The 25,011-nt window shown below is 70.8% G+C and carries 23 protein-coding genes; 17 read left to right on the plus strand and 6 right to left on the minus strand.

What is annotated here, in order from left to right; genetic code table 11:
- Position 1: 1 nt before the first annotated feature.
- A complete protein-coding gene (locus tag C8E87_RS39415) occupies positions 2-733 on the plus strand; it encodes a copper homeostasis protein CutC (protein WP_133878443.1) in 732 nt (243 codons plus the stop codon).
- On the opposite strand, the gene C8E87_RS39420 is transcribed toward C8E87_RS39415, so the two are convergent.
- The gene (locus C8E87_RS39420; RefSeq protein WP_133878444.1) at positions 730-1,527 is read right to left on the minus strand and encodes an SDR family oxidoreductase; all 798 of its coding nucleotides are present in this window, start codon (positions 1,525-1,527) and stop codon (positions 730-732) included. The two genes, C8E87_RS39415 and C8E87_RS39420, sit on opposite strands and share 4 nt — an antisense overlap.
- 276 nt (positions 1,528-1,803) lie before the next feature.
- Positions 1,804-2,142: an ArsR/SmtB family transcription factor gene (locus C8E87_RS39425; protein ID WP_133878445.1), complete on the minus strand. Its 339-nt coding sequence runs from the start codon at positions 2,140-2,142 to the stop codon at positions 1,804-1,806.
- Between the two features lie 244 nt (positions 2,143-2,386).
- Here C8E87_RS39425 and C8E87_RS39430 point away from each other — a divergent pair, with 244 nt between their 5' ends.
- The 7 genes from C8E87_RS39430 to C8E87_RS39460 all read left to right on the plus strand — a co-directional run bounded on the left by C8E87_RS39430 (position 2,387) and on the right by C8E87_RS39460 (position 9,734).
- Entirely contained in the window at positions 2,387-2,758 is a 372-nt protein-coding gene (locus C8E87_RS39430; RefSeq protein WP_133878446.1) for a hypothetical protein, read from the plus strand.
- A gap of 506 nt (positions 2,759-3,264) precedes the next feature.
- The gene (locus C8E87_RS39435; protein ID WP_133878447.1) at positions 3,265-4,896 is read left to right on the plus strand and encodes a fatty acyl-AMP ligase; all 1,632 of its coding nucleotides are present in this window, start codon (positions 3,265-3,267) and stop codon (positions 4,894-4,896) included.
- A gap of 108 nt (positions 4,897-5,004) precedes the next feature.
- Positions 5,005-5,220 (plus strand): DUF397 domain-containing protein, encoded by a 216-nt coding sequence (locus C8E87_RS39440; RefSeq protein ID WP_133878448.1) that lies wholly within the window; start codon positions 5,005-5,007, stop codon positions 5,218-5,220.
- A 574-nt stretch (positions 5,221-5,794) separates the two neighbouring features.
- Complete coding sequence (larE, locus tag C8E87_RS39445; protein WP_239080059.1) at positions 5,795-6,718, plus strand: ATP-dependent sacrificial sulfur transferase LarE; 924 nt, start codon at positions 5,795-5,797, stop codon at positions 6,716-6,718.
- Positions 6,715-7,506 carry a nickel pincer cofactor biosynthesis protein LarB gene (gene larB / locus C8E87_RS39450; RefSeq protein WP_133878449.1) on the plus strand — a complete coding sequence of 264 codons (792 nt, stop codon included), beginning with the start codon at positions 6,715-6,717 and terminating at the stop codon, positions 7,504-7,506. The genes larE and larB overlap by 4 nt, the downstream gene beginning before the upstream one ends.
- On the plus strand, positions 7,503-8,894 hold the full coding sequence (larC, locus tag C8E87_RS39455) for a nickel pincer cofactor biosynthesis protein LarC (RefSeq protein WP_239080058.1): 1,392 nt from the start codon (positions 7,503-7,505) through the stop codon (positions 8,892-8,894). Before larB ends, larC begins: the two co-directional genes overlap by 4 nt.
- A gap of 9 nt (positions 8,895-8,903) precedes the next feature.
- Positions 8,904-9,734 carry an alpha/beta fold hydrolase gene (locus C8E87_RS39460; RefSeq protein WP_133878450.1) on the plus strand — a complete coding sequence of 277 codons (831 nt, stop codon included), beginning with the start codon at positions 8,904-8,906 and terminating at the stop codon, positions 9,732-9,734.
- A 404-nt stretch (positions 9,735-10,138) separates the two neighbouring features.
- Here C8E87_RS39460 and C8E87_RS39470 read toward each other — a convergent pair whose 3' ends face one another.
- Positions 10,139-11,317: a mannitol dehydrogenase family protein gene (locus C8E87_RS39470; protein WP_133878451.1), complete on the minus strand. Its 1,179-nt coding sequence runs from the start codon at positions 11,315-11,317 to the stop codon at positions 10,139-10,141.
- Entirely contained in the window at positions 11,314-12,711 is a 1,398-nt protein-coding gene (gene uxaC, locus C8E87_RS39475) for a glucuronate isomerase (protein WP_133878452.1), read from the minus strand. Before uxaC ends, C8E87_RS39470 begins: the two co-directional genes overlap by 4 nt.
- Before the next feature lie 195 nt (positions 12,712-12,906).
- Between uxaC and C8E87_RS39480 the strand changes: the two genes are divergently transcribed.
- The 8 genes from C8E87_RS39480 to C8E87_RS46130 all read left to right on the plus strand — a co-directional run bounded on the left by C8E87_RS39480 (position 12,907) and on the right by C8E87_RS46130 (position 21,232).
- The gene (locus tag C8E87_RS39480) at positions 12,907-14,202 is read left to right on the plus strand and encodes an ABC transporter substrate-binding protein (protein WP_239080057.1); all 1,296 of its coding nucleotides are present in this window, start codon (positions 12,907-12,909) and stop codon (positions 14,200-14,202) included.
- On the plus strand, positions 14,203-15,144 hold the full coding sequence (locus C8E87_RS39485; RefSeq protein ID WP_133878454.1) for a carbohydrate ABC transporter permease: 942 nt from the start codon (positions 14,203-14,205) through the stop codon (positions 15,142-15,144).
- Positions 15,145-15,208: 64 nt separating this feature from the next.
- Positions 15,209-16,078 carry a carbohydrate ABC transporter permease gene (locus C8E87_RS39490; RefSeq protein WP_239080055.1) on the plus strand — a complete coding sequence of 290 codons (870 nt, stop codon included), beginning with the start codon at positions 15,209-15,211 and terminating at the stop codon, positions 16,076-16,078.
- Positions 16,075-17,016, plus strand: coding sequence for a Gfo/Idh/MocA family protein (locus C8E87_RS39495; RefSeq protein ID WP_133878455.1), 942 nt, complete (start codon positions 16,075-16,077; stop codon positions 17,014-17,016). The genes C8E87_RS39490 and C8E87_RS39495 overlap by 4 nt, the downstream gene beginning before the upstream one ends.
- A 20-nt stretch (positions 17,017-17,036) precedes the next feature.
- Positions 17,037-17,864 carry a sugar phosphate isomerase/epimerase family protein gene (locus C8E87_RS39500; protein ID WP_133878456.1) on the plus strand — a complete coding sequence of 276 codons (828 nt, stop codon included), beginning with the start codon at positions 17,037-17,039 and terminating at the stop codon, positions 17,862-17,864.
- Entirely contained in the window at positions 17,861-18,916 is a 1,056-nt protein-coding gene (locus C8E87_RS39505) for a Gfo/Idh/MocA family protein (RefSeq protein WP_133878457.1), read from the plus strand. The genes C8E87_RS39500 and C8E87_RS39505 overlap by 4 nt, the downstream gene beginning before the upstream one ends.
- Entirely contained in the window at positions 18,913-19,776 is an 864-nt protein-coding gene (locus tag C8E87_RS39510; protein WP_133878458.1) for a sugar phosphate isomerase/epimerase family protein, read from the plus strand. Before C8E87_RS39505 ends, C8E87_RS39510 begins: the two co-directional genes overlap by 4 nt.
- 88 nt (positions 19,777-19,864) lie before the next feature.
- Complete coding sequence (locus C8E87_RS46130; protein WP_133878459.1) at positions 19,865-21,232, plus strand: lactate racemase domain-containing protein; 1,368 nt, start codon at positions 19,865-19,867, stop codon at positions 21,230-21,232.
- A gap of 14 nt (positions 21,233-21,246) precedes the next feature.
- On the opposite strand, the gene C8E87_RS39520 is transcribed toward C8E87_RS46130, so the two are convergent.
- Positions 21,247-22,275 (minus strand): LacI family DNA-binding transcriptional regulator, encoded by a 1,029-nt coding sequence (locus C8E87_RS39520; protein WP_166661432.1) that lies wholly within the window; start codon positions 22,273-22,275, stop codon positions 21,247-21,249.
- A 117-nt stretch (positions 22,276-22,392) separates the two neighbouring features.
- Between C8E87_RS39520 and C8E87_RS39525 the strand changes: the two genes are divergently transcribed.
- Entirely contained in the window at positions 22,393-23,670 is a 1,278-nt protein-coding gene (locus tag C8E87_RS39525) for an SdiA-regulated/phytase-like domain-containing protein (RefSeq protein WP_243755199.1), read from the plus strand.
- Positions 23,671-24,403: 733 nt separating this feature from the next.
- On the opposite strand, the gene C8E87_RS39530 is transcribed toward C8E87_RS39525, so the two are convergent.
- Positions 24,404-24,964 carry a hypothetical protein gene (locus C8E87_RS39530; RefSeq protein WP_133878460.1) on the minus strand — a complete coding sequence of 187 codons (561 nt, stop codon included), beginning with the start codon at positions 24,962-24,964 and terminating at the stop codon, positions 24,404-24,406.
- Between the last annotated feature and the right edge of the window lie 47 nt (positions 24,965-25,011).

Genomic DNA, 25,011 nt, shown 5'->3' on the forward strand with positions numbered 1-25,011 from the left:
CATGCCCTCGACACTGGGAGATCGCGCCCTGATGGTTGCCTTCGAGTTGGCTGTTCAGGACGCGTACGGGCTGGCCGTGGCGGCACGTGCCGGCGTCGACCGCATCGAGCTGTGCTCGGCGCTGCCGCTGGGCGGGGTCACGCCGTCGCTCGGGTTCATCGAGGCGGCCGTGGCGACGCCCGGCATTCCGCCGGTGCACGTGCTGGTGCGGCCACGGCCGGGCGGTTTCGAATACTCCGCCGACGAGGTGGCGACAACCCTTTCCGACGTACGGCATGCGATCGCAGCCGGGGCGTCCGGGGTGGTGATCGGGGGCGTACGAGAGGGACGGGTGGACGTCGACCTGGTCAGCCGGGTCGCCGACACCGGCACCGAGGTGACCTTCCACCGCGCCTTCGACACCCTGGCCTCGCCTGGCGAAGCCATCGACGACCTGGTCAAACTCGGGGTGCGCCGCATCCTCACCTCGGCCGGCGCCACCAGCGTGGCCGACGCCCTGCCCGCGCTGGCCCGCCTGGTCGCCGAGGCCGCCGGCCGCATCGAGGTCATGGCGGGCGGGGGTGTGCGCCCCGAGGTCGTCGCCGCGATCGTGCGCACCGGTGTCCCGGCCGTGCACGCCTCGGCCAAACGCACCCTGCCCGGCAGCGGGGGTGTCTCACTGGGCACGGCCGACGCCGGTCGCGAGACCACGGACGAGGCCGAGGTCGCCCGCATCATCGCCGAACTGTCCTAACGCCGCAGGTCGTGGCGTTTGTGGGTCAATTTCTCGACCAATGCCGTGGGGACCAGGCGGCGTAACGGGAACACGACTGCGGCGTTGCTGCCGACGGCGTACCGCTGCCGGGGTTTGCTCGCCTCGATCGCGGTGACGATGGTGGCGGCGACCCGTTCCGCGGAAATGCCGGCCGCCTCGTTGCGGTTGAGGGCGGCCAGCATGCGCTCGTAATCCGCGCGGTGCGGCGAATCCGGGGCGATGTAACTCGTGCGGCGCTCGCTGATGCCGGTCGCGATCGAACCCGGTTCCACCGTCGTCAGCCACACCCCGTACGGGGAGAACTCGTGCCGGGCGGCGTTGGCGAACCCTTTGACGGCCGCTTTCGTCGCGACGTAGGACGACCTGTAAGCCAACGGGAACGACGCGAGCATCGAACCGACCATCACCACCCGGCCGTATCCCCGCTCACGCATGCCGGGCAGAGCCAACTGCGCCAGCCGTACGGGGCCGAGGACGTTGACCTGGAAAATACGGCGCAACGCGTCGGCGGGCAGTTCCTCGAACGGTCCGGACTGGCTCTCGCCGGCATTGTTCACGAGGACGTCGACGGTTTTCAGAGGCTCGGCCAGCGCCTCGATCGAGGCCGGGTCGGTGAGGTCGAGCGGCAGGTAATCGACGCCCTCGACGGGTTGCGCGACCTTTTCCGGCCGGCGGCTCGTGCCGAGAACCCGGTAACCCTTCGCCACGAGGGCGGCGGCCGTGGCCAGGCCGATGCCGGACGAGGCGCCGGTGACCAACGCGGTGCGTTCCATCGCAGCACCCTATCGGGTGGATCAATCGGCGGGGCCGTGCGCTTTGAGCTCGGCCGCTCGGTCACTCCGCTTTGAGCTCGGCCGCTTGGTCATTCCGCCTTCGGCTCGGCGCTGGCCGTTCCGCCTTCGGCTCGGCGCTGGCCGTTCCGCCTTCGGCTCGGCGCTTGGTCATTCGGCCTTCGGCTCGGCGCTTGGCCGTTCCGCTTTCGGCTCGGCGCTTGGCCGTTCCGCTTTCGGCTCGGCGCTTGGCCGTTCCGCTTTCGGCTCGGCGCTTGGTCATTCCGCGGGGCTGTGCGCTTTCAGCTCGGCCAGTAGTCCGTCGCGGTCGGCGAGCACCGAGCCCAGGATCCGGCGGCCCGCGGCCAGCAGGTCGGCCACGTCCGGGGTGCTCAACGCGTACATGACCAGCGCGCCGTCGCGGAACGAGGTGACCACTCCGGTGCGGCGCAGCACGGCCAGCTGCTGCGACAGGTTGGACGGCTCGACGTCGATCTCGGACAGCAGATCGCGTACCGGAAGCGGGCCGGCCTGCAGCAGCTCGAGCACCCGGATCCGCACCGGATGGCCCAGCGTGCGGAACATTTCGGCCTTCGCCTGGTAGAGCGGCACTGACATCGACGTCTCCCCCACCTGAATGCGTGCCGACCACTGTACGGAATTCCCCGGGCCGCCGATGAACAGGCCCGATCCGCGACGATCATGAATTGGCGACCTGGCGAATTGCGAAAGTCTTCAATTCGACTCCCCTACACGATCACTCTGCGGTGCCGGCACGTCGGCGCGACGGACTTGCTGTCCGATCGACACCGGCCGCTGCGGTCCATGCTGGGCGCACACAGACGGAAGGAGCACACGGGGCATGGCCGGGATGGATGTGGCACTCAAGGACGCCCTCGGGGTCGAAGGCGCGATCGCGGTAGCGGTGGTCGACTCGACCAGCGGCATGGCACTGGGGACGGCGGGCGGCGGTTTCGGCTTCGACGTCACCGTCGCGGCGGCCACCAACACGGAGGTGTTGCGCGCGAAAATGCGGACGCTGGAAATGCTCGGAATGGAGGAGACGGTCGAGGACATCCTCGTCACGCTGGGCTCGCAATACCACCTGATCCGGCCGGTCAACAAACCGGACGGCCGCGGTCTTTTCGTCTATCTGGCCCTGCACCGGGACCGCGCGAACCTGGCGATGGCCCGGCACCGTTTGCGCACCATCGAACAGCAGCTGGAAATCTGAGCCCCGGGCCTGGGTTGTCGGGCCGAGCCGGCGACCGAGCCTGTCTACTGCGTGGGCCCCATGATTGCGCGGCGATCGCGGTGGACTCGCCGTTTCTGTTGCACTCGCCGTTTCCACCGCACTCGGCGGTTCCGTTGCAGTCGGCGGTTGCGATGCACTCAGCGGTCGCGATGCACTCGGCGACAGCGATGCACTCGCCGTTTCCGGTGCACTCGCCGTTCCGGTGCACTCGGCGGCTGCGCGGCTCGGTTTTGGCGCCACTGTTCACACGCCCCACCCACCCGGGGGCTGGCCCGCACGTTAGCGCATGTCAAGGCCGGGCCGCGGGTTATCCACAGGCGGCCGACGGGCGGCGGGCCCTGTGGACAACGGAACGCGATCATGACGGCGTCCGCGTAGCGTGAGGGCCGGGTCCAAGCCGTCGCGAGGGCCACGGTCCGGCACCAGCGGGCCGGTCATCGCGAGGGCGGCGCCCCGGTCCGGAGCCGTGCGGTGTGGGAGGTCGCGTGAGTCGTTTCGTCGAGGGTGTGGTCGCGAACGCCGAGCGGGCGCGCACCGGCATGGTGACCGGCGAGCCGGGCGCGGCCACCCGGCGCACATGGTCCGAGCTGCACGCTCAGGCCCGGCGCGTCGCGGGTGGGCTGATCGCGAACGGGCTTGGGCCGGGGCAGGCGGTGGCCGTGCTCGCGGGCATGCCGGCCGAGATCGCCCCGGTCGCGCAGGGGGTCTGGCTGGCCGGCGGCAGCGTGACGATGCTGCACCAGCCCACCCCGCGCACCGACCTGGCCGTCTGGCGTGACGACACGTTGCGCGTGCTACGCATGATCGACGCACGACTGGTCGTCGTCGGGGCGCCGTTCGAGCAGATGGCGGCGGCCCTCACCGCGTACGGGATCAGGAACGTCAGCCCGTCCGTCCTGGCCGGCGGCGGCGACGCCGAGCCGGTCGAGGCCGACGAGGACAGTCTGGCGCTGCTGCAGCTGACCAGCGGTTCGACGGCCGAGCCCAAGGCCGTGCGCATCACCCACCGCAACCTGTTCGCCAACCTGACCGACTCGAGCACCCATCTGAGCTGCGGCGAGGACGGCGTCATGGTGTCGTGGCTGCCGATGTTCCACGACATGGGCATGATCGGCTGCCTGGCGCTGCCCATGCTCAGCGGGCTCGAGCTGGTCAGCGTCACACCCGCCGACTTCCTGAGCCGGCCGCTGCTGTGGGCCGAGCTGATGAGCAAGTACGGCGGCACGATCACCACGGCGCCCAACTTCGCGTGGGCGGTGCTCACCCGGCAACTCGCCCGGGTCGAACCTGGCACGCTCGACCTGTCCACGCTGCGGGTCGCCTGCAACGGGGCCGAGCCGATCGACCCGGTGGCGATGCGCGCGTTCGTCACCGCCGCGTCCCGGTTCGGGTTCGATCCCGGCGCGGTGAACTGCTGTTACGGCGCCGCCGAGAGCACCCTGGTGATCTCGCTGTCCGAGGTGTCCGACCCGATGATGCTCGACCGGGTCGACCCGGCGGCGCTCGAACGCGACAGGCTCGCCAAACCCGGCCCGCGCGAGATCCCGATGCTCGGGCGCCCGTTCCCCAGTGTCGAGGTCCGTGTGGTCGACGACGAGGGCGCGCCGCTCGGCGAACGCCAGGTCGGCCGGCTGCAGCTACGTGGCGAGTCGGTCACCGACGGCTACATCACGCCCGACGGGTTCGAGCCGGCGCGCGATGCCGAGGGCTGGCTCGACATCGGCGACGAGGGCTACGTGGCCGACGGGCAGATCGTCGTCTGCGGGCGGCGCAAAGACGTGATCATCATGGGCGGCCGCAACATCTATCCGACCGACATCGAGCGGGCGGCAGGAGCGGTTCCCGGCGTACGCGAGGGCAACGTCGCCGCCGTACGCCTGCTCGCCGGTGACGGGGTGGCACGCGAGTCGTTCGCGGTGCTGGCCGAGTCCCGCCAGGCCGGTGACGCGGACGCCGCCGAACAGATCGCCAAGGAGGTCACTTCGCGGGTGGTCGCGGAGGTCGACGCGCGGCCCGCCGCCGTGCGCGTCGTGCCGCCCGGCTCGCTGCCCAAGACCCCGTCCGGCAAGTTGCGCCGGGCGGCCGCGCGCGCCCTGCTGGGAAATACAAGTGATTGACTGCGATAGATTGGCAGTCGGTTACCGGACAGTCGCTGGACATAGCGGCACTCCGTTTACTCCATACGATGGGTCGGGGCAAACCGATCCTTATGGAGGTGGAAAGTCATGCGTCGGCTTGATTTTCGGTCGGCCCGGTGGCGCAAGTCCCGGAGCAGTTCGGAGACGAACTGCGTCGAGGTGGCCCTGGTCGACGGGGTCATCGGCGTCCGCGACTCGAAGAACCCGAGCGGTCCTGTGCTGGCGTTCACCAGGGCGGAGTGGACGGCCTTCCTCAGCGGCGTACGGGGCAACGAGTTCGAGCTGGAGGAACTGGCACGCTAGGGCGGCCGGCCTCACGCGAGTTCTGTCCTCCAGCTCGAAAATGGGCCGGAGAATCGTTTTCCGAAACGGCGTGATTGCCTTCCGACAGAAAGGACTCCGCTTGGATGACACGACCGGTCAGGTGACCGATGTGATCCCGGACGCCGGGCGAACTTCGACGGTAAGAGGGGCGAACCCGCCCCGATGAGCTGCGGTGCCGGGACCAACGGGCGGTGCCGGGACCAACCGGCGGCGCTGAGGCCAACGGGCAGCGCTGAGGCCAACCGGCAGCGCTGAGGCCAACGGACGGTGGCGGGGTCTGCGGCGCCGGGACGAACGAGCGGCGGCCTCAAGTCGGCGCCGGGGGCAGCGCCTGGTTCGGTGGCGCGGTGAGCACAAGCGCAGCCTGGGACAGCAGCGCAGTCAGAACAAGCACAGCCGAGGACAGCGGCGCAGTCAGAACAAGCAGAGCCTGGTTCGGTGGCGCTGGCAGAAACAAGGGGACGCCGGGAGGTGTGACGGCGTGGGGGACGTAGGACCGCAACAAATGGCAACCGCTTGCCGTCGACAGGGGTGGGCGGCGTGCAATGACAGCGTGACACATCCGGATCCACCCGACGTCGCACGGGCGATTGCGCACATGGCGGGGCAGTTCAGCGAGGTCGGGCGGCTGGGCGTGGCGTTCTCGGGCGGTGTGGACTCGTCGGTGCTGCTGGCGCTGGCCGTGCACGTGCTGGGGCCCGAACGGGTGGTGGCGATCCTCGGGGTGTCACCGAGCCTGGCCGCCGACGAGCGGACCGCCGCGCACGGGGTGGCCCGGCACATCGGGGTGCCGGTGATCGAGGTCGAGACCCGTGAGGGCGAGCGCGACGCGTACCGCGCCAACGGCCCCGACCGCTGTTTCCACTGCAAGGACGAGCTGTTCACGCGTATCGACGACCAGGTCGGCAGGCTGCACGGGCTCGACGCCGTCGCGTACGGGGAAAACGCCGACGACGTACGCCGTCACGACCGGCCCGGCGCGAGAGCGGCCGCGGCGCACCGGGTTCTGACACCGCTGGCCGACGCGGGGCTGGACAAGGCCGCCGTGCGCCGGATCGCGCGCGCGTTCGAGCTGCCGTGCGCCGACAAGCCCGCGGCCCCGTGTCTTGCCTCGCGCATCCCCCACTTCGAGATCGTCAGCCCACGCAAGCTCAGCGAGGTCGAGCGGGCCGAGGCGGCGTTGCGGCGCCTGGGCTTCGGCGATCTTCGCGTACGCCATCACGGCGACGTCGCCCGCGTGGAGTTGCCCGCCGACGACCTCGTACGGGCGGTGCATGAGCCGATGCGAGGGCGGGTACTCCAGGCCGTGACCCAGGCGGGCTTCCGCTTTGTCGCGCTCGACCTGGCCGGCATCCAGTCGGGCGCGTTCACGGGCGCCTTCACGACCGATCGTCGCGACGGAGCGGCAGAGACGGAGGACCGGCAGGTGAGCGTCAGCGCCGAACCGACTGGAACGGACCGCGGGACCGGTCGATGACCGAAGATCTGGCCTCCTACGCGGACCTGGATCTGGACCGGACACGACGACGCGGCTATCCGGAGGCCGTCTATTGCGCGGGCAAGACCGCCGAGCAGGTCACGGGCATCGCCGCCGCCCTGGCCGAGCACGCCGGCGGTGTCACGCTGTTCACCCGCGCGAGCACCGAGCATGCTCAAGCCGTCCTGGCGGCGCTTCCCGACGCCTTCCACGACCCGGTGGCCCAGCTGCTCGCCTGGCCGCCGCTCCCGCCGGAGCCCACCGGCGAACGGGTCGTCGTCGTGGCCGCCGGCACGTCCGACCTGCCCGTCGCCCGTGAGGCGGCCCTGACCGCCCAGTATCTCGGGCGGGCCACCGACCTGATCGTGGACGTCGGCGTGGCCGGCCTGCACCGGATCCTCGGCCACGTCGAGCTGCTGCGCCAGGCCCGGGTGGTCGTCGTGGTGGCCGGCATGGACGGCGCGCTGCCGGGCGTGGTGGCCGGCCTGATCTCGGCGCCGGTGGTGGCGGTGCCGACGTCGGTGGGGTACGGCGCCGCCTTCGAAGGGCTGGCCGCGTTGCTGACCATGCTGAACTCGTGCGCTCCGGGGGTGGCCGTGGTGAACATCGACAACGGCTACGGCGCGGGACATCTGGCGGCCCAGATCACCGCCGCGCCCGGCCCTCGGACTGCCGGCACCGAACCCGCGCCGGACGTGCCGGACGTGCCGGACGTGCCGGACGTGCCGGACGTGCCGGACGTGCCGGACGCCGCAGTGCCGGACGCCGCAGTGCCGGGACGATCGTGAGGCGGCACGCGTGGGTTGACGCGTCGGCCGGGATCGCCGGTGACATGCTGCTCGGTGCGCTGCTGGACGCGGGGGCTTCGCTGTCGGTGGTGCAGTCCGCGGTCGACGCCGTCTCGGGCGGGACAGTGCAGGTACGCAGCCGTGAAGTCGCCCGTGGCGGGTTGCGCGCGCTCAAGGCCGAGGTCGAGCCGCTGGTCGACGACCCTCCGCACCGCACCTGGGCCGACGTGCGCGACCTGCTCGAACGCGCGGGCACGGACACCCGTACGGCCGTCGCGGTGTTCCGTTGCCTGGCCGAGGTGGAGGCCCGGGTGCACGGCATGAAACCCGACGACGTCCACTTCCACGAGGTCGGCGCGCTCGACGCGATCGCCGACGTGGTCGGGTGCTGTGCGGCGCTGGCCGACCTGGGAGTCGACACGGTTTCGGCGGGGCCGGTGGCGCTGGGCTCCGGCACGGTCCGCACCCGGCACGGTCGCCTGCCGGTGCCCGCACCCGCGGTGGCCGAGCTGGCCCGGGGGTGGCGGGTGTGCGCGGGCGGCGACGGCGAACTTGCCACGCCGACGGGGCTGGCCCTGCTGCGCAGCCTGGCCCGGGCCTGTGAGCCGTTGCCGCCGATGACCCTGGAGGCGGTCGGTGTGGGCGCGGGCAGCCGTGATCCGGCTGGTCACGCCAACGTCGTACGCGTAATGATCGGCACGGCGGGCGAGGCCCCGGCGCCCGACGTCCAGCCGGATTCCGGGGTCAGCAAGTCCGGGGCGAGCGCCTCCGGGCAGAACCAGCGCGGACCGGGTTCGTACGCGTCGGGCGAGCGCGGGCTGAGTTCGTACGGGCTCGGCGGGCCGGCGATGGGCGAAGCCCGGCCGGGGATCACGAAGCCGGCGCCGGCTGAGACCGAGCCGGGCGAGCCGGCGGTGCTGCTCGAGGCCAATGTGGACGACCTTGACCCGCGGCTGTGGCCGGGCATCCTCACCGGTCTGCTCGCGGCCGGAGCGAGCGACGCCTGGCTGGTGCCGATCGTGATGAAGAAGGGCCGTCCCGCGCACACGTTGAGCGTGCTGTGCCCGCCCGGCCTGGCCGACCCGTTGCGCGAGCAGATCTTCCGGGACACCAGCACGCTCGGCGTGCGGCACAGTACGCGGGGAAAGGTGGCGCTGAAGCGGGCCTTCGCCGACGTGACCGTGCACGACACCCGCATCGCGGTCAAGGTCGCGCATCGGGGCGGCGTGATCGTTCAGGTGATGCCGGAGTTCGAGGACGTGGCCGCCCTGGCCCGCCGCGAGCAACGGCCGGAACGCCTGATGCTGCAGGAGGCGCTGGCCGCCGCGGGTGAAGCCGGCCTGATCGTGGGGGCAGCCCTGCCGGAGAACTTGCGTCCCGCGCAGTAGGCTCCGCTCATGAACAGCACGGTCCGGGCCGCCGACGGCCACCTCATCGGCTACGAGATCCGCCGGCCCGGTGAGGGGGACACCACGGTCGTGTTCCTGCCCGCCCTGGGTGTGCCGCTCGGCTACTACGCGCGACTGTTCGACGTCTGGTCCGCGGCCGGGCGCACCGTGGTCGGGGTCGAGCATCGCGGCCAGCCGCTGAGCCCGATCGCCGGGGTCCGCCGGGGCCGGTTCGGTTACAGCGACATCATCCGCGCCGACCTGCCGGCCGTGTTCGCGCTGCCGGAGGTGAGCGAGGCCCGGCGTACGGTCCTGATCGGTCACAGCATGGGCGGGGCGCTCGCGCTGCTGGCCACGGCCGCGGGCACGGTCACGCCGGACGCCGTGGTCACCATCGCCACCGGCACGAGCCGGTGCGCCGCCGAGTTCGGCCCACGCCGGCGGGTGCAGCGCTACGCCTCGATCCGGGTCGTGCGGACGGTGACGCGTGCTCTCGGTTACTGGCCGGGGCATCGGCTGGGCTTTGCCGGACGCCAGCCCAGCACGGTGATGCGCGACTGGGCGTACGAGGCCAGCCACGGCCGTTTCCGCCTGCACGGCGACCCCTTCGACTACGAGGCGGCGCTGTCGGAGCTCACCACGCCCCGCCTCATGCTCGACATCGAGGGCGACGACCTGATCAACCCCCGGGCGGTCGCCCTGCTGGCCAAACGGGCCGCCAAAGCCGAGCGCATGCGGGTGCGGACAACCGACGGCGTACGGGTCGACCACTTCACGTGGGCCCGCCGCATGCCGGCCGAAGTGACCGCCCCGATCGACGAGTGGCTCGCCACCGTTTAGCCGCAGCTCATCGCCGGGAAGCGGCCAACCGCGCCCGCACACGAGGAGGCGCGGGCGTTGCTGGACTCCCCGGAAGTCGCCACACAGCGAGGCCGCCACGAAACGCGCCCCGGACCTCATCGGGCAGCGAGGCTTTCGCATCGCGGGCAGCAGGCAGCGTCCTAGGATCCTAGTTTAACGGGCGTGGGCGTGGGCGTGGGCGTGGGCGTGGGCGTGGGCGTGGGCGTGGGCGTGGGCGTGGGCGTGGGCGTGGGCGTGGGCGTGGGCGTGGGCGTGGGCGTGGGCGTGGGCGTGGGCGTGGGCGTGGGCGTGGGCGTGGGCGTGGGCGTGGGCGTGGGCGTGGGCAGGCGGAGGGGTAAAGCCATGGACGCGACCTGAGAGGTGAGCAATCGGAGGTGGAAGCCTCAGTGGAGCTCGGCGGTCTCGATGGCTTTGATCAGCTCGGTGTCGTCGGCGAGGTCGGGGGCCAGCAGGGCGAGCACGTCACGTGCAGAGTCGGCGCGGTCGATGTACGGCCGGGCGCCCGCGTCGGCGATCGGGGCGCCGGCCCCGCGCAGGTGGGCGATCCATGCGGCCACGATGCGGGCGGCTCCGGCAGGGACACGGCCGGCTGCGCGCTCGCCCCGCAACACCGGCAGGATGCGGATGGGGATTTTCTGGGAGCCGTCGGCGGCGATCTGGGCCAGGGTGTGCCGGATGCGCGGGTTGGCGAACCGGGACAGGAGCGCCGAGCGGTAGGCCGTCAGCTCGGAGCCGGGCAACGGGACGTGCCGGCAGGCCTCGTCCCACCAGGAGGTGAGCCAAGCGCGGCACAGCGGGTCTGCCACGGCGTCGGCGACCGTCTCGTGGCCGAGCGCGCTCCCCCCGTACGCGAGCAGGGAATGTCCCCCGTTGAGGAGCAGCAGTTTGCGGGTTTCGTAGGGCACGACGTCGTCGGCGAAGCGGGCGCCGGCCCGCTCCCACGGCGGCCGCCCGGCGGGGAACGTGCCGCTGAGCACCCACTCGGTCCAGGGCTCGGTGATCACCGTCAGAGGGTCGGCGGATGACGGGGTGATGCGGTCGACCATCGTGGTCACGAACGAGACGTTGTCCGTGATCCACTCGTCGAGGGCCGGGTCGAGGCGGGCCGCCAGGTCGTGCACGATCCGGGCGGTCACCGTGCCGTTGCCGGGCAGGTTGTCGCACGGCACCACGGCCAGCGGGCCGGAACCGGCGAGCCGGCGCGCGGCCAGGCCGGAGACGAGACGGTCGGCGACCACCCCGCCGGGGGCGTACGCGGCCTCGGTCATCGTCACTGTGATCACGGCGACCGCCGGGGAGGCGACCAGCGAGCGCCACGTCTCGGCGTCGCCGCCCGGGTACGCGGCCACGAGCGCTTCCTGCACCTGCGGCTCGTCGGTCGACGGGCCGCGGACCACGAGCGTGTAGCGGCACCCATGCGCCATCAGCGCCGACGCCAGGGCTGACGAGCGGCCGCTGAACGCCGCTATCCCCCAGTCGTCGCTGACGGCGCCGGTGTACCAGGCCTGGTGGGCGCGGAAGAACCCGCCGAGTCCGAGGTGGACGATGCGGACGGGCCTCACAGTTTGAACACTTTACGCGGCTGGGTGTCGACCAGCGTGACAAGCGTGTCGAGCGCTTCGTCCTCGTCGAGGCGGTGGGTGGCGACCAGTTCGGCCAGGAACCCGGCGTCGAGGCGGCGGGACATGTCGTGCCGGGCGGGGATCGAGCAGAACGCGCGGGTGTCGTCGATGAACCCGGACATGCGGCTGAACCCGGCGATCTCGGTGACGGCCCGCTGGTAGTGCCGGATCTCGCTCGGGTTGTCCAGGAACCACCAGGGCGCGCCCGCGTACACGGCCGGGTAGAAGCCGGCCAGCGGGGCGATCTCGCGGCTGTAGACGTCGGGGTCGACGGTGAACAGCACCAGGTGCAGGCGGGGGTGGGTGCCGAAGCGGTCGAGCAGCGGCTGCAGGGCGGCGGTCAGTTCCACCTGTACGGGGATGTCGTGCCCGGTGTCCGGCCCGAACCCGGCCAGCGTGTCCGGGTGGTGGTTGCGCCACACGCCGGGGTGCAGTGTCATCACCAGGCCGTCGTCGCACGACATGCGGGCCATCTCGAAGATCATGTGGCGGCGGAAGGCCGTCGCCTCGCGCGGGGTGACTGTGCCGTCGAGCGCGCTGCGATAGATGCGCCCGGCCTCGGCGGCGGGCAGGGGCTCGGTTCCGGCGTCGAAGTGACCGTGGTCGGCCGAGACCGCGCCCAGGGAGACGAAGTAGCGCCGTCGTTCCTCCAGGGCCGCGAGGTAGCCGGCGTACGTGCCGACGTCGCCGGGCAGCTCCTTGATCAGTTCGGGCCAGCCGGGGCGGCCGAGTTCGAGGTAGCGGTCGGGCCGGAACGTCGGCGCGATCCGGGTGCGCACGGCGGGGTCGTCGCGCAGGGCCCGGTGGGCGGCCAGGTCGTCGGCCGGGTCGTCGGTGGTGGCCAGGAACTCGATGCCGAACCGGTCGAGCAGCGCCCGCGGCCGGTGGCTGTCCCGCCCGAGTTGCGCGGCGACCTGGTCGTACAGGGCGTCCGCGTTGCCCGCCGACGGCCGCTCGGCCACCCCGAAGACCTCGGCCAGCGACGATTCGAACCAATACCGTACGGGGGTGCCGCGCAACAGGTGCCAGTGCGCGCAGAACAGCCGCCACGCCTCGCGGGCGCGTTCCTCGGAGAGCGGCCCCTCCCCCACCCCGAGGGCGGTCAGCGGCACCCCGCCGGAGTGCAGCAGCCGGGTCACGTAGTGGTCGGGCTGGATGAACAGCGACGCCGGGTCGGCGAAGGGCTGGTCGTCGAGGATCAGGCGCGGGTCGACGTGCCCGTGCGGGCTGATGATGGGCCGGTCGGCGACCTGCTCGTAGAGGCGGCGGGCGATCGCACGGACCCCCGGCTCGGCCGGCAGCAGCCGATCGGGGTGCAACGTCAGGGCAGCCATGTTGCCGAGCCTCTGTTCCGGCATTGATCCGTGGCAATCAGTTGCCAGTTGTTGCCTCGGGGCCGGGGCAACAACTGGCAACTGATTGCCATCGTGTTAACGGGCGTCTCACAGTGACCCCGATCACTCCCTACCGCAAGCGGCTCAGAGGAGAAGACTTCCGTGAATGCGAAAAGGTGGACGGCGTTGACCGCCGTGACGGCTTTGGCGCTGGGTGTGGCCGCCTGCGGCGGCGACGACGAGGGTGGTGCGGGCGGCGCCGGCAAGACGCTGAACGTGCTGATCGCGGCGAACACGCAGTACCCCGACGAGTTCCAGGCCTGGCAGAAGGACATCAGTGAGAAGTTCAAGGCGGCCACCGGCGCCGAGGTGAAGTTCGAAACCTTCGCCACGGCCAACGACGAGCTGACCAAGATTCAGACCTCGGTGGTGTCGGGTTCCGGGCCCGACGTGTACGCGGTCGGCACCACGTTCACGCCGACCGCCTATTCGACCGGCGCCTTCGTGAAAATGGGCGACGAACAATGGCAGAAGATCGGCGGCAAGGACAAGTTCAACCCGGCCACGCTCGGCATTTCCGGACCGGACGATCAGAATCAGGTCGGCATTCCGTGGGTGAGCCGGCCGTTCGTCATGGCCTACAACACCGAGCTGCTGCAGGCGGCCGGCATCGACCAGCCCGCGACCACCTGGGACGAGCTGACCGCGCAGGCCAAGCAGCTGACCAAGGGCGACCAGTACGGCCTGGCGATCGCGTACAAGGACAATTTCGACCCGTGGAAGTTCGTGTGGGGCATGTCCACCCAGGCCGGCAACCCGCTGATCGACGGGAAGACCGCGAAGTTGCAGGACCCGGCGGTGCAGAAGGCCTATCAGACCTATTTCGGCTGGCTGGCCAATGACAAGGTGGTCGACCCGGCCTCGGTCGGCTGGACCAACCCGCAGGCCCTGGCCGCGTTCGCCAAGGGCAAGACCGGCTACTTCCTGCTGACCACGACCACCGCGACCAACTCGCTCGACTCGGGCGCGGTCAAGGGCAAGTGGAAGTTCGCGCTGCTGCCGACCGTGCCTCCCGGCGCGACCAGCCGCCCGGCCGGCGGTGTCGAGGCGGCGAGCATCCTCTCCGGTGACAACCTGCTCGTCGCGGACTACTCGAAGAACAAGGACCTGGCCTTCGAGTACGTCAAGCTGGTCACCGATCAGGAGGCGCAGCTCGACTACTACCAGAAGTTCGGCAACCTCCCCGCCAACGCGGCCGCGCTGCAGACCCTCGCCTCCGACCAGAAGCTCGAACCGGTCACCGAGGCCGCCAAGAAGTCCGTCGCCACTCCGTTCACCGGCGCCTGGGCCGACGTCCAGCTCGCGCTGACCAACGTCGCCGTGCAGACGCTGCCCGAGCTGACCAAGGGCCCGCTGAACACCGGGCAGCTCGACTCGCGGATCGCCGACGCGCAGAAGGCCGCGCAGAGCTCGCTGGACAGGGCGAAGTAGATGGCCACGCTCGCGCCTCCGGAGCAAAAGGCGCCACCTGACCCCGTACGGCGGAAAGGGGTGACCGAGCAGCAACGGCCGCTGTGGCTGCTCACCCCCGGCGGGATCCTGATGACGCTGATCATCGTGCTGCCGCTGATCCTCGCGGTGTGGATCTCGCTGATCGACCTGGACCAGTACACGCTGCGCCGGTGGGTGCAGGCGCCGTTCATCGGGTTCGGCAACTACGTCGAGTCGTTCAGCTCGGGCCTGCTCCACTCGATCTGGATCAGCGTCTCGTTCGCCGTCATCTCGACGGCCGCCACCGTGCCGATCGGGATCGCGGCGGCCCTGGTCACGCAGAACAAGTTCCGAGGCCGCGGCCTGGTCCGGGCGGTCTTCCTGATCCCGTACGTCCTCCCGTCGTTCGTCGTGGCGTCGGTGTGGCGCACGATGCTGCAGCCGGACGGGATCGTCAACACGTGGCTGGCCAAGATCGGCATCGACGGCGGACTGTGGCTGAGCGGTCCGGCCTCGTACTGGACCCTGATCCTGGTCGAGATCTGGGCCGCCTGGCCGTTCATCTATCTGATGGCGCTGGCAGCCCTGCAGTCGGTCGACCACGAGGTGCACGAGGCGTCGGCGGTCGACGGGGTGACGTGGTGGCCCAAGCTGCGCCGGGTGATCCTGCCCTACCTGCGCGGCCCGGTGCTGCTGGCCTGCCTGCTGGCGACCCTCAACCACATCAACAACTTCACGCTGCCGTTCGTGCTGTTCGGGGCGCCCGCGCCGGAGGACGTCAACGTGATGCCGATGATCGTCTACGTGACCAGCTTCCAGAGCCTGCGGTTCGGGCTGAGCGCGGCGATGGCGGTGCTGTCGCTGGTGCTGATCGCGATCCCGCTCTTCGTCTATCTGCGCGCGGTGCGGCTGGACGTGCACGAGGAAGGAGTCCGGCGATGACCGACTGCACCGCAGTGAGCGAAGCGGTCGAAACGCCAGGAGGGCACGCCCGGGAGGTGCTGACGTGAGCGTGTCCGCCTCGGCCGAGGCCACCCGGCTGCTGCCGCGCTGGATGCTGGCCGCCCTGACCGCAACGCTGCTCGCCATGGTGCTGGTGCCGGTGCTGTACATCGTGTTCGCCTCGCTGAACAGCGACGTCGGCGTGGCGTCGGGCGAGTTCTGGCCCAGCTCGTGGAGCCTGGACAGCTACCGCCGCATCTGGACCACCGCCGACCTGTCCACCGGCATCGTCAACAGCCTGATCGTGTGCGCGTGCACCGCGGCCGCGTCGGCCCTGCTCGGCACCACCACCGCGTACGTGCTGGTCCGTTACACGTTCCTGGGCCGGCTGACGATCCTGCGGGGCCTGGTCGGCCTGCAGTCCATCCCGGGCACGCTCATGCTGCTGCCGGTGTTCGTGCTGTTCTCGTCGGCCGGCAACTACCTGGGCATCACCGTGATCGGCACCCGCTGGGGGCTGTTCCTGGCGTACCTGACGTTCGCCCTGCCGTTCTCGACCTGGGTGATGGTCACCTACCTGCGTGGGCTGCCCCGTGAGCTGGAGGAGGCCGCCCGCACCGACGGCGCCTCCACACTGGTCGTGCTGTGGCGGATCATCTTCCCGCTCAGCCTGCCCGCGATCGTGGTGTCCGGGATCTTCGCCTTTCTGCTGGGCTGGAACGACGTGCTGTTCGCCTCGGTGCTGACCCGCCCCGAGACGCACACCGCCGCCGTGGCCCTGCAGATCGTCGGCTCCTCGCAGGAGGGCGGCGCGCTGCCGGTCTACTCGCAGATCATGGCCGCCTCGCTCATCTGCGCGGCCCCGGTCGTGCTGCTGTACCTGGCCTTCCAGCGCTATCTGGTCGGTGGCCTGACCGCGGGAGGGGTGAAATGACCGCCGCGCCCAGGGTTGTCGTCGTCGGGCTGGGGGATGTGTCCGTGGTGCACCTCGCCGCCATCGAGAAACTGCGCGCCACACTGGCCGGGGTGTGCGACTCGCGCGGCGATCACCGCGCGCTGCTCGACGAGGTACGCCCCGACGTCGTGCACATCTGCACACCCCACGACCAGCACGTGCCGATCGCGCTCGACGCCCTCGAGCGCGGAGTGCACGTGCTGCTCGAAAAACCGGTCGCACACACGATCGAGCAGGCCGACCTGCTCGTGGCGGCAGCCAAGGACCACCCCGGCCTCAAGGTCGGCGTCTGCCTGCAGAACCGCTACAACCTTACCTCCCAGGCCGCCCACGAGATCCTCACCTCGGGCGAGCTGGGCCGGGTGATCGGGGCCTCGGCGTCCGTGCTGTGGCACCGCGACGCCGCCTACTACGCCGCCCGGCCGTGGCGGGGCATCCGGGAACGCTCCGGCGGCGGAGTGCTGATCAACCAGGCCATCCACACCCTCGACCTGCTGCAGTGGCTGGCCGGCGAGGTCACCACCGTCCGCGGGCACGCCGGCCGCTACGGCGGGGTGTCCGGCGACGTCGAGGACACCGCGCACCTGATCCTCGACCACGCCGGCGGCGCGCGCAGCGTCTTCTTCGCCACCACCACCAACGCGGTCGACTCCCCCGTCACCGTCGAGATCGTCGCCGAGCACGGCACACTGCTGATCCGCGGCGACCTGACCGTGACGTACGCCGACGGACGGGTCGAGACGATCGCCGAACTGGCCCCCGAGGGCGGCGGACGCGCGTACTGGGGCGCCTCGCACGAACTGCTGATCGCCGACTTCTACGGCTCGCTCGACGACCCCGAACCGTTCTGGATCGGGCCGCAGGAGGCCCTCAGGAGCCAGCACCTGATCGACCGGATCTATCACCTGCACCCCTGAGCCACAGGAAGGCGCCGCCCATGTGGACCCTCTCCGGATTCTCCGACGAGATCTCCCCCGACTTCACCGAGCAGTGCGAGGTCGTCTCGGGCCTCGGCATGAGATACGTCGAGGTGCGCAGCGCCTGGGACGTCAACATCCTCGACCTCACCCCCGACCAGCTCGACACGATCAAGAAGACCCTTTCCACGTACGGGCTCAAGGTGTCCTCCATCGGGTCGCCGATCGGCAAGATCGCCGTCACCGACGACTTCGCGCCGCACCTCGACCGCATGCGTCACGCCGCCGACGTGGCGAAACTGCTCGAGGCCCCGTACGTGCGGATCTTCTCGTTCTTCCTGCCCCGCGGCGACGACCCGGCCGGGCACCGCGCGGAAGTGATCGACCGCATGCGCGCGCTGGTGCGTGTCGCCGAGGAGGCCGACCTGATCCTGCTGCACGAGAACGAGAAACACATCTACGGCGACGTGCCCAGCCGCTGCCTGGACCTGATCCGCTCGGTCGGCTCGCCGTACCTGCGGCTGGCCTGGGACCCGGCCAACTTCGTGCAGGTCGGCGTGCGCCCCTACACCGACGCGTACGCCCAGCTGCGCCCGCACGTCGAATACGTGCAGATCAAGGACGCGCTGTTCGCCGACGGCAGCGTGGTGCCGGCCGGGCAGGGCGACGGCGAGGTGGCGGCCACGATCCGGGCGCTGCGCCACGACGGCTTCGACGGGTTCTTCTCGCTGGAACCGCACCTGGCCGCCGGCCACGCCACCGGAGGCTTCTCCGGGCCCGAGCTGTTCACGACCGCCTGGCGGGCCTTCACCGGCCTGCTCGACACCGAGGAGATCGAGTACGCATGAGTGTTCCGAGGTTCGCCCTGGCCGGCGCGGGCGTGATCGGCAAGCACCACGGCAGGGTCATGAGCGAGCTGGCCGACCGGCTGGAACTGGCCGCGGTGGCCGACGTCGAGCTCGACCGGGCGCGCGCGCTCACCGAGGCACACGGCGGGAACCCGTACGGGTCGTTGCGGGACGCCTTGGCCGCCGAACAGATCGACGTGGTGGTCGTGTGCACGCCGACGGGACTGCACGGGCCGGTCGCGATCGAGGCCCTCGACGCGGGCAAACACGTGATCATCGAGAAGCCGGCCGAGATCACCGTTGCCCGTACGGACGAGATCATCGCGGCTCGGGACAAGGCCGGCACGCTGGTCACCGTGATCTCGCAGCACCGGTTCGACCCGTCCACCGAACAGACCCTGGCCGCGATCAGGGCGGGCGAGTTCGGGCGGGTCAGCTCGGGCATCGCGGCCATCGACTGGTGGCGGGGGCAGAGCTACTACGACTCCGGCGACTGGCGCGGCACGTGGGAGCTCGACGGCGGCGGGGCGCTGATGAACCAGGGCGTGCACACCGTCGACCTTCTCGTGGCCGCGCTCGGCAAGCCGGTCGAGGTTTTCGCGTACGCCGGGACCCTCGCCCACGAACGCATCGAGGTCGAGGACGTGGCGGCCGGGGTCGTACGATTCGAGTCGGGCGCGCTGGGGGTGCTGCACGCGACGACGTCGGCGTACCCGGGGTTGAGCGCCCGCCTGCACGTGCACGGCGATCGGGGGTCGGCGGTCATCGACAACGACCAGCTGGCGTTCTTCCACTCCACCCCGGTCGGCGCGCCGGTCGAGGAGAAGCTGATGGGCGGGACCCAGGTGGTGTCGGGCGGCGGGACGGACACCGCGGCCGGCAACCCGGGCATGCTGTCCGACGCGCACCGGCGGCAGTACGAGAACTTCCTCGACGCCCTCGCCGGGGACGCCGGACTGCGCGTCGACCTGGAGACCAACCGGCAGTCCATCGCGGTCATCACCGGGGCGTACGAGTCGGCCCGCACCGGGAAGCCGGTGAGGCTCGCATGAGCCGGATCGCCGCGAACCCCATCCCGTACTGGGCCGCCGCCGGCAAGAGCCGGGAGGTGTTCGCCGAGGCGTTCGCCGACTTCCACGCGATCGGGTTCACCGCCGTCAAGGCCGACGTGCCCGAGGGCATGAGCGCCGGCGACTACCGCGCCTGGATCGGCGGGTACGGGCTGTCTCCGTCGCTCAGCCTGTTCAACTCCCCGTTCGACGACACGGTCACCGCGGCGAGCGAGGTCGAGAGGGCCAAACGGTTCGCCGCCGACCAGGTCGCGCTGGGACTCGACCGTACGATGGTGTCCTCGATGGCCGTGGCCGCGCGAATGGAGCGCCCGGCGGTCGGGGCCGGCTTCGACGAGGGGCGGCTGAGCCGCGCGATCGACATGTGCGGCGAGGTGTGCCGGGCGCTGGCAGCCGAAGGTTTGCGGCCGCTGCACCACTCGCACGTCGGCGGGATCTTCGAGACCGAGCACGAGATCACCCGGCTGCTCGACGAACTGGGGCCGGACGTGATCGGTTTCGGTCCCGACACGGGGCATTTGCGCTGGGCGGGGATCGAGCCGGCCGGGTTCATCGGCCGCTACGCCGATCGGCTGGGCGGCATCCACATCAAGGACGTCTTCCCCGACCACCTCTCGGGCTCGACGCTGTCGTACCGGGAAGCCACCGCCTCGAAACGGCTGTGGGCGGAACCGGGGTTGGGTGTGGTGGACTTCGACGCGGTGCTGGCCGCGATCCCGGCGTCGTACGACGGCGACTACATGATCGAAGTGGATGAGCCGTCGGTGGAGTCGAAACTGTCGTCGCACGAGATGTCGTACGCATGGGCGCGGCGGGCGCTCACGGGCAGAGTCACCGAGTGATGCATCGTGGACACGGCCGGCGCTCGGCGTCGGGCCGCACTCGTCAACGCGGCCGGCGCTCGGCGTTGCGCCGGGGAGAGGACCAGCCGTGACATCGGTTGACGTGGGGCAGGCCGCTCGGGCCGGAGGCGCGGATCGGGTGCTCACCGAGGAGGAGGTCACCGGGTTCATCCTCGAGCAGCTGGGCAGGCTCGACGTGGACGGGCGCAGCGTATGCCTGCTGGTGCCCGACGCGACCCGGACGTGCCCGTTGCCGTTGCTGGTCAGCGCCGCGCATCGGGCGTTGCACGGGCGGGTGTCCCGGCTGACCGTGCTGGTGGCCCTCGGCACCCACGGCGCGATGTCGCAGGACGCCCTAAACCAACATGTCGGGATTTATCCGGGCACCACGGTGATCAACCACGAGTGGTGGAAGCCGGAGACCTTTGCCCACCTCGGGACGATCCCGAGCTCACGTATCGAGGAGCTCTCCGACGGGCGGATGAGCGGGGACGTGCCGGTGCTGCTCAACCGGGCTGTGGTCGAGCACGACATCGCCATCGTGGTCGGGCCGGTGCTGCCGCACGAGGTGGTCGGCATGTCGGGCGGCAACAAGTACTTCTTCCCCGGCGTGGCGGGGCAGCAGATCATCGACGTGTCGCACTGGCTGGGGGCGCTCATCACCTCGGCCGAGATCATCGGCACCACCGGGCTCACCCCCGTACGGGCTCTCATCAACGACGGCGCGGCGCTGATCCCGGCCGAGAAGTACGCGTTCTGTGTGGTCACGGCCGAGAACCCGGCCGCCGGCCTCCCACCCGCCGGAGTTCCACACGCCGGCCTCCCACCCGCCGGAGTTCCAGACGCCGGTGTTCCACACGCCGGCCTCTCGCCGGGCGGGACTGACAGCGACAAGAGCAGCGCCCTGCACTCGATCTCGTTCGGCGACTGTGTCTCGTCGTGGGCGAGCGCGGCCGAGATCAGCGCGGCCACTCACGTCAGCTACCTCGACCGGCCACGCCGCCGGGTGCTGTCGGTGATCCCGCAGATGTACGACGAGATCTGGACCGGCGCCAAGGGCTTCTACAAGGTGGAACCGATCGTGGCCGACGGCGGCGAGGTGATTCTGTACGCGCCGCACATCCGCGAGATCGCGACCAGCCACCCGCAGATCCACGAGATCGGCTACCACTGCCGCGACTACTTCGTGAAGCAGTGGGACAGGTTCAAGCACGTGCACTGGGGGGTGCTCGCACACTCCACCCACCTGCGCGGGGCGGGCACCTACGACCCGGCAACCGGTGTGGAGAAGCTACGCGTGGACGTGACCCTGGCCACGGCGATTCCGGAGGACGTGTGCCGCTCGGTCAACCTGGGCTATCGCGACCCGTCCACCATCGACGTCGCCTCGTTCGCCGGCGACCCCGGCACCCTGGTCGTCCCCCGCGCCGGCGAAGTCCTGTTCCGGCTGCGCTGAAACCCCGGTGGGCCTCAGCGCGGACGGCCGTCGCGGGCCGGGCGCGGGCGGGGCACAGCCGGCCTCGCTGCGGTTGATTTGCGCACCACCAGCCGTACGGGCAGGACGAGGGGCCGGCCAGTGGTCCGGGCGCCCTGCGCGACAGCGATGCAGTTCTGCATCCCGGTGAACCCCATCCGGTACAGCGGCGACGCGATGGTCGTCAGCTGCGGCTCCACCAGCTCGTCAAAGATGATGTTGTCGAACCCGATCACGCTGACCTGCTCGGGCACCGCCACCCCGAGACGGCTCAGCCCCTTCACGATCCCGATCGCCAGCTGGTCGTTGTAGGCCTGCACCGCCGTCGAGTCCGTCTCGGCCACCCGCAACGCCGCGCCGATCCCGGCCAGCACAGTCGGCTCGTTCGGCCCCAACCGGCGCGCCTCCAGACCCAGCTCGGCCGCCGACTGCCGCAAAGCCCGCCACCGTACGCCGTCCGACCAGCTCGTCTCCGGCCCCGCCACGTACGTGATCCGCTCATGCCCCAGCGCCGCCAGATGCTCCACCGCCCGCCGGATCCCCCGCTCGGCGTCGTTGAGCACACAGTTGGCCTCCGGAATGATCCGGTTGAGCAGGACGACGGCTTTCTGCTTCGCCACCATCCGCAACGCCGAGTCGGTCATCCGGGAACTGGCGATCACCACCCCGTCCACCTGCGCCAGCTCCTGCTCGATGGTCTGCCGCTCCACCTTGGGCGACTCGTTGGTGTGCGACAGGATCAACTGATAGCCGGCCTCGCGAGCCGCCTCGTACGCGCCCTTGATGATGTCGCCGTAGAACGGATTCGTCACATCGGCCACGACCAGGGCAATAGCGTTCCGCACCACCGGAGGGCCGGGCCGCCTCGCCGCGATCCCGCTCCGATAACCCAGCTTCTCGGCCGCCTCGAAAATGCGCTGCGCGGTGTCGGCGTTGACGCGCCCCGGCCGAGCGTAGGCCCGCGACACCGTGGAGGCGGCCACCCCCGCCTCACGCGCCACGTCGTAGATCGTCGGGCGGCTCATGTCCGAGATGTTAAATCCGCCGGCCGCCCCGAAACAGCCCCGCGCCCGTCCCCGGGGTGGTTGATCCCTGCCATAGTCGGGTGGGCAACCCCGCCCCAGGAGGTTGAATCGTTCACCGTGCGCGTCGTCAGTCTCCTCACCGCAGCCACCATGCTCACCCACCCGGCGGCCGCCGCTCCGGTCGCGATGAGCCCGGCCGCTTCCGTCGCGCTGCACCCGGCTGCCGCCTCCGTTGCGCTGCACCCGGTTGCTGCTCCCGCTGCGCTGCGCCCGGTTGCCGCTTCCGCTGCGCTGCGCCCGGTTGCCGCTTCCGCTGCGCTGCACCCGGTTGCCGCTTCCGCTGCGCTGCACCCGGTTGCCGCTTCCGCTGCGCTGGGCCGGGCGGCGGAGACGGTCTGCACCGTGCGCGACGACCGGCTCGACGAGCTCTCCGGCATGGTGGCCGTCGGATCCGGCTACGTCGTCGTCAACGACGGCTCCGACTTCGCCGCCCGCCGGAAGATCTTCTTCCTGAACTCGGCCTGCAAGGTGACGAGGACAGTCTCGTACCCGTCCCGCCCGCGCGACACCGAAGACCTGGCCCGAGGCCGCGACGGCACTCTCTGGGTCGGCGACATCGGAGACAACAGCAGCAGCCGCACCACGATCGCGCTGTGGAAACTCGCCCCCGGCGCGCGCACTCCCACCCTGTTCCGCATGACCTATCCGGACGGCTCTCGCAATGCCGAGGCACTGCTGGTAACCCCCGGCAACACGCCGATCGTCATCTCCAAAGAGGGCGGAACAGCCGGCCTCTACGTGCCGGCCCGCCCACTCAGCCGCGACGCCCCCACACCCCTGCGCAGGGCCGGCGAAGTCACCCTCCCCCTGACCTCCACCAGCAACCCGTTCTCGTTCCTGGGCCGAGCCGTCATCACCGGCGCCGCCACCTCCCCCGACGGCACCCACGTAGCCCTGCGGACCTACGCCGACGCCTTCGAGTTCCCCATCCCCGACGGCGACGTCATTCGTGGCCTGACCAGCGGCAAACCCCGGCAGATCCCCCTACCCGACGAACCCCAGGGCGAGGCCATCACCTACACCCCCGACGGCCGCGCCCTGCTCACCGTCTCCGAGTCCTCAGGCGAGGCGGCCAAAGACCCGGTCATCCTCCGGTACGCCCTCCCTGACCGTCCCGAAGCGCCCTCCGGGCAACCCACCCAGGCCCCGCCCTCAACCGCCGCCCCCGAACCCAGCCCTTCCAGCGCCGCCATCGGCCCTGGTCCCGCCACCGCCGCAGCTGACGGCTCACCCCGCTTCAACTACATCACCGTGGTCGTCGGCCTGATCCTCACCCTGGCAGCCCTCCTGGCCGTCGCCGTCGTCCTACTGGCCCGCCGCTCCCGCCGCCGCTGACCAACCTGAACCACGTCACAACCCAGCCCGAACCGCACCCTCGTCTTGATCGTCGCCCCGCCACCCCTCCAGCCCCCGCCACGCTCCCCCGCCACCCCCACCCCTACGCTCCAGCCCCACGCTCCAACCCTTGCCCGGCGTCACAACCGCAATTGCGTCCTAGGAAGCTAGGATTAATCCTGCCAAGCATTGCTGAGCCCGGCTGGGAGTGGCAACGGGCCGCGTAAGAGTCCCGCCGACCGCGCGGGTTGGGCAGCCAGGCGGCTTCGAGCGAGCCAGAAGGTCCGGCGCGATCAGCTACGCCAACACACGGCCAGGAGTAACAGCGCACCCCGTGGGAGCCCCACCGACCGCCCGGGCCGAACAACCAGGCGGCTCCGAGCGAGCCAGAAGGTCCGGCGCGATCAGCTACGCCAACACACGGCCAGGAGTAACAGCGCACCCCGTGGGAGCCCCACCGACCGCCCGGGCCGAACAACCAGGCGGCTCCGAGCGAGCCAGAAGGTCCGGCGCGATCAGCTACGCCAACACACGGCCAGGAGTAACAGCGCACCCCGTGGGAGCCCCACCGACCGCCCGGGCCGAACAGCCAGGCGGCTTCGAGCGAGCCAGCGCAATGCAAGCGGCCCCGCAGTCAAACGCTCGGAGCGACCCCAGCGCAACCCGGCGGCCCCGGCAGTCAAACGCTCCGAACGACCCAGCGCCACCCGAACGGGCCGCACAAGTCAGCTCCTCACCGTTCGCTTGCGGTCCGGGCGGTCTCGTCCTCCGAACGCCATGTTCCGCCGCCGTCCAGGTGTTCGTGGATCGCGGCCCGGACGGCCGACTCGTTCAACCCTGCCAGCGGCACCCGGTACCGCACGGCCCCTCCCCCACGTTTGCCCCGCGCCCGCCTGCCGTCCCGGTCGACGGGGACGATCCGAGCACCGTCCGCCTCGCGGACGAACACTTCGAGCGTCGCGATCGGCCGCCGGCGCCGGACCCGTACGCGAGTCACCGCGTCGCCCGGCACGAGCACCCCGTCGCTGCGGGCGGCGGCCAGTTCGATCCCGTACGGGGTGAGGCGCAGCACGGGCGGGCGCCGCCGAGTGACCAGCAACGAGAAGAACGGGAACAAGATCGTGTAGGCGCACCCGTACGTGATCAGGAACTCCCATGCGGGGGACACCCAGCGGCCGAAGAGCGCCGAGTAGAGCAGCCCGGCCGCGATCCAGCCGAGCACACTGGCCGCCACCGCGATGACGGCCATGTCGAGCAGGAAGCGGCGCGGCGACCAGGCCGGCGAGGTGTTCACGGGCAGATCATGTCAGCCCGGTGAGTCGTATGGGCGACACCGGGGGC

It is taken from the genome of Paractinoplanes brasiliensis, assembly GCF_004362215.1.
In the GTDB taxonomy this organism is placed as follows: Bacteria; Actinomycetota; Actinomycetes; order Mycobacteriales; family Micromonosporaceae; genus Actinoplanes; species Actinoplanes brasiliensis.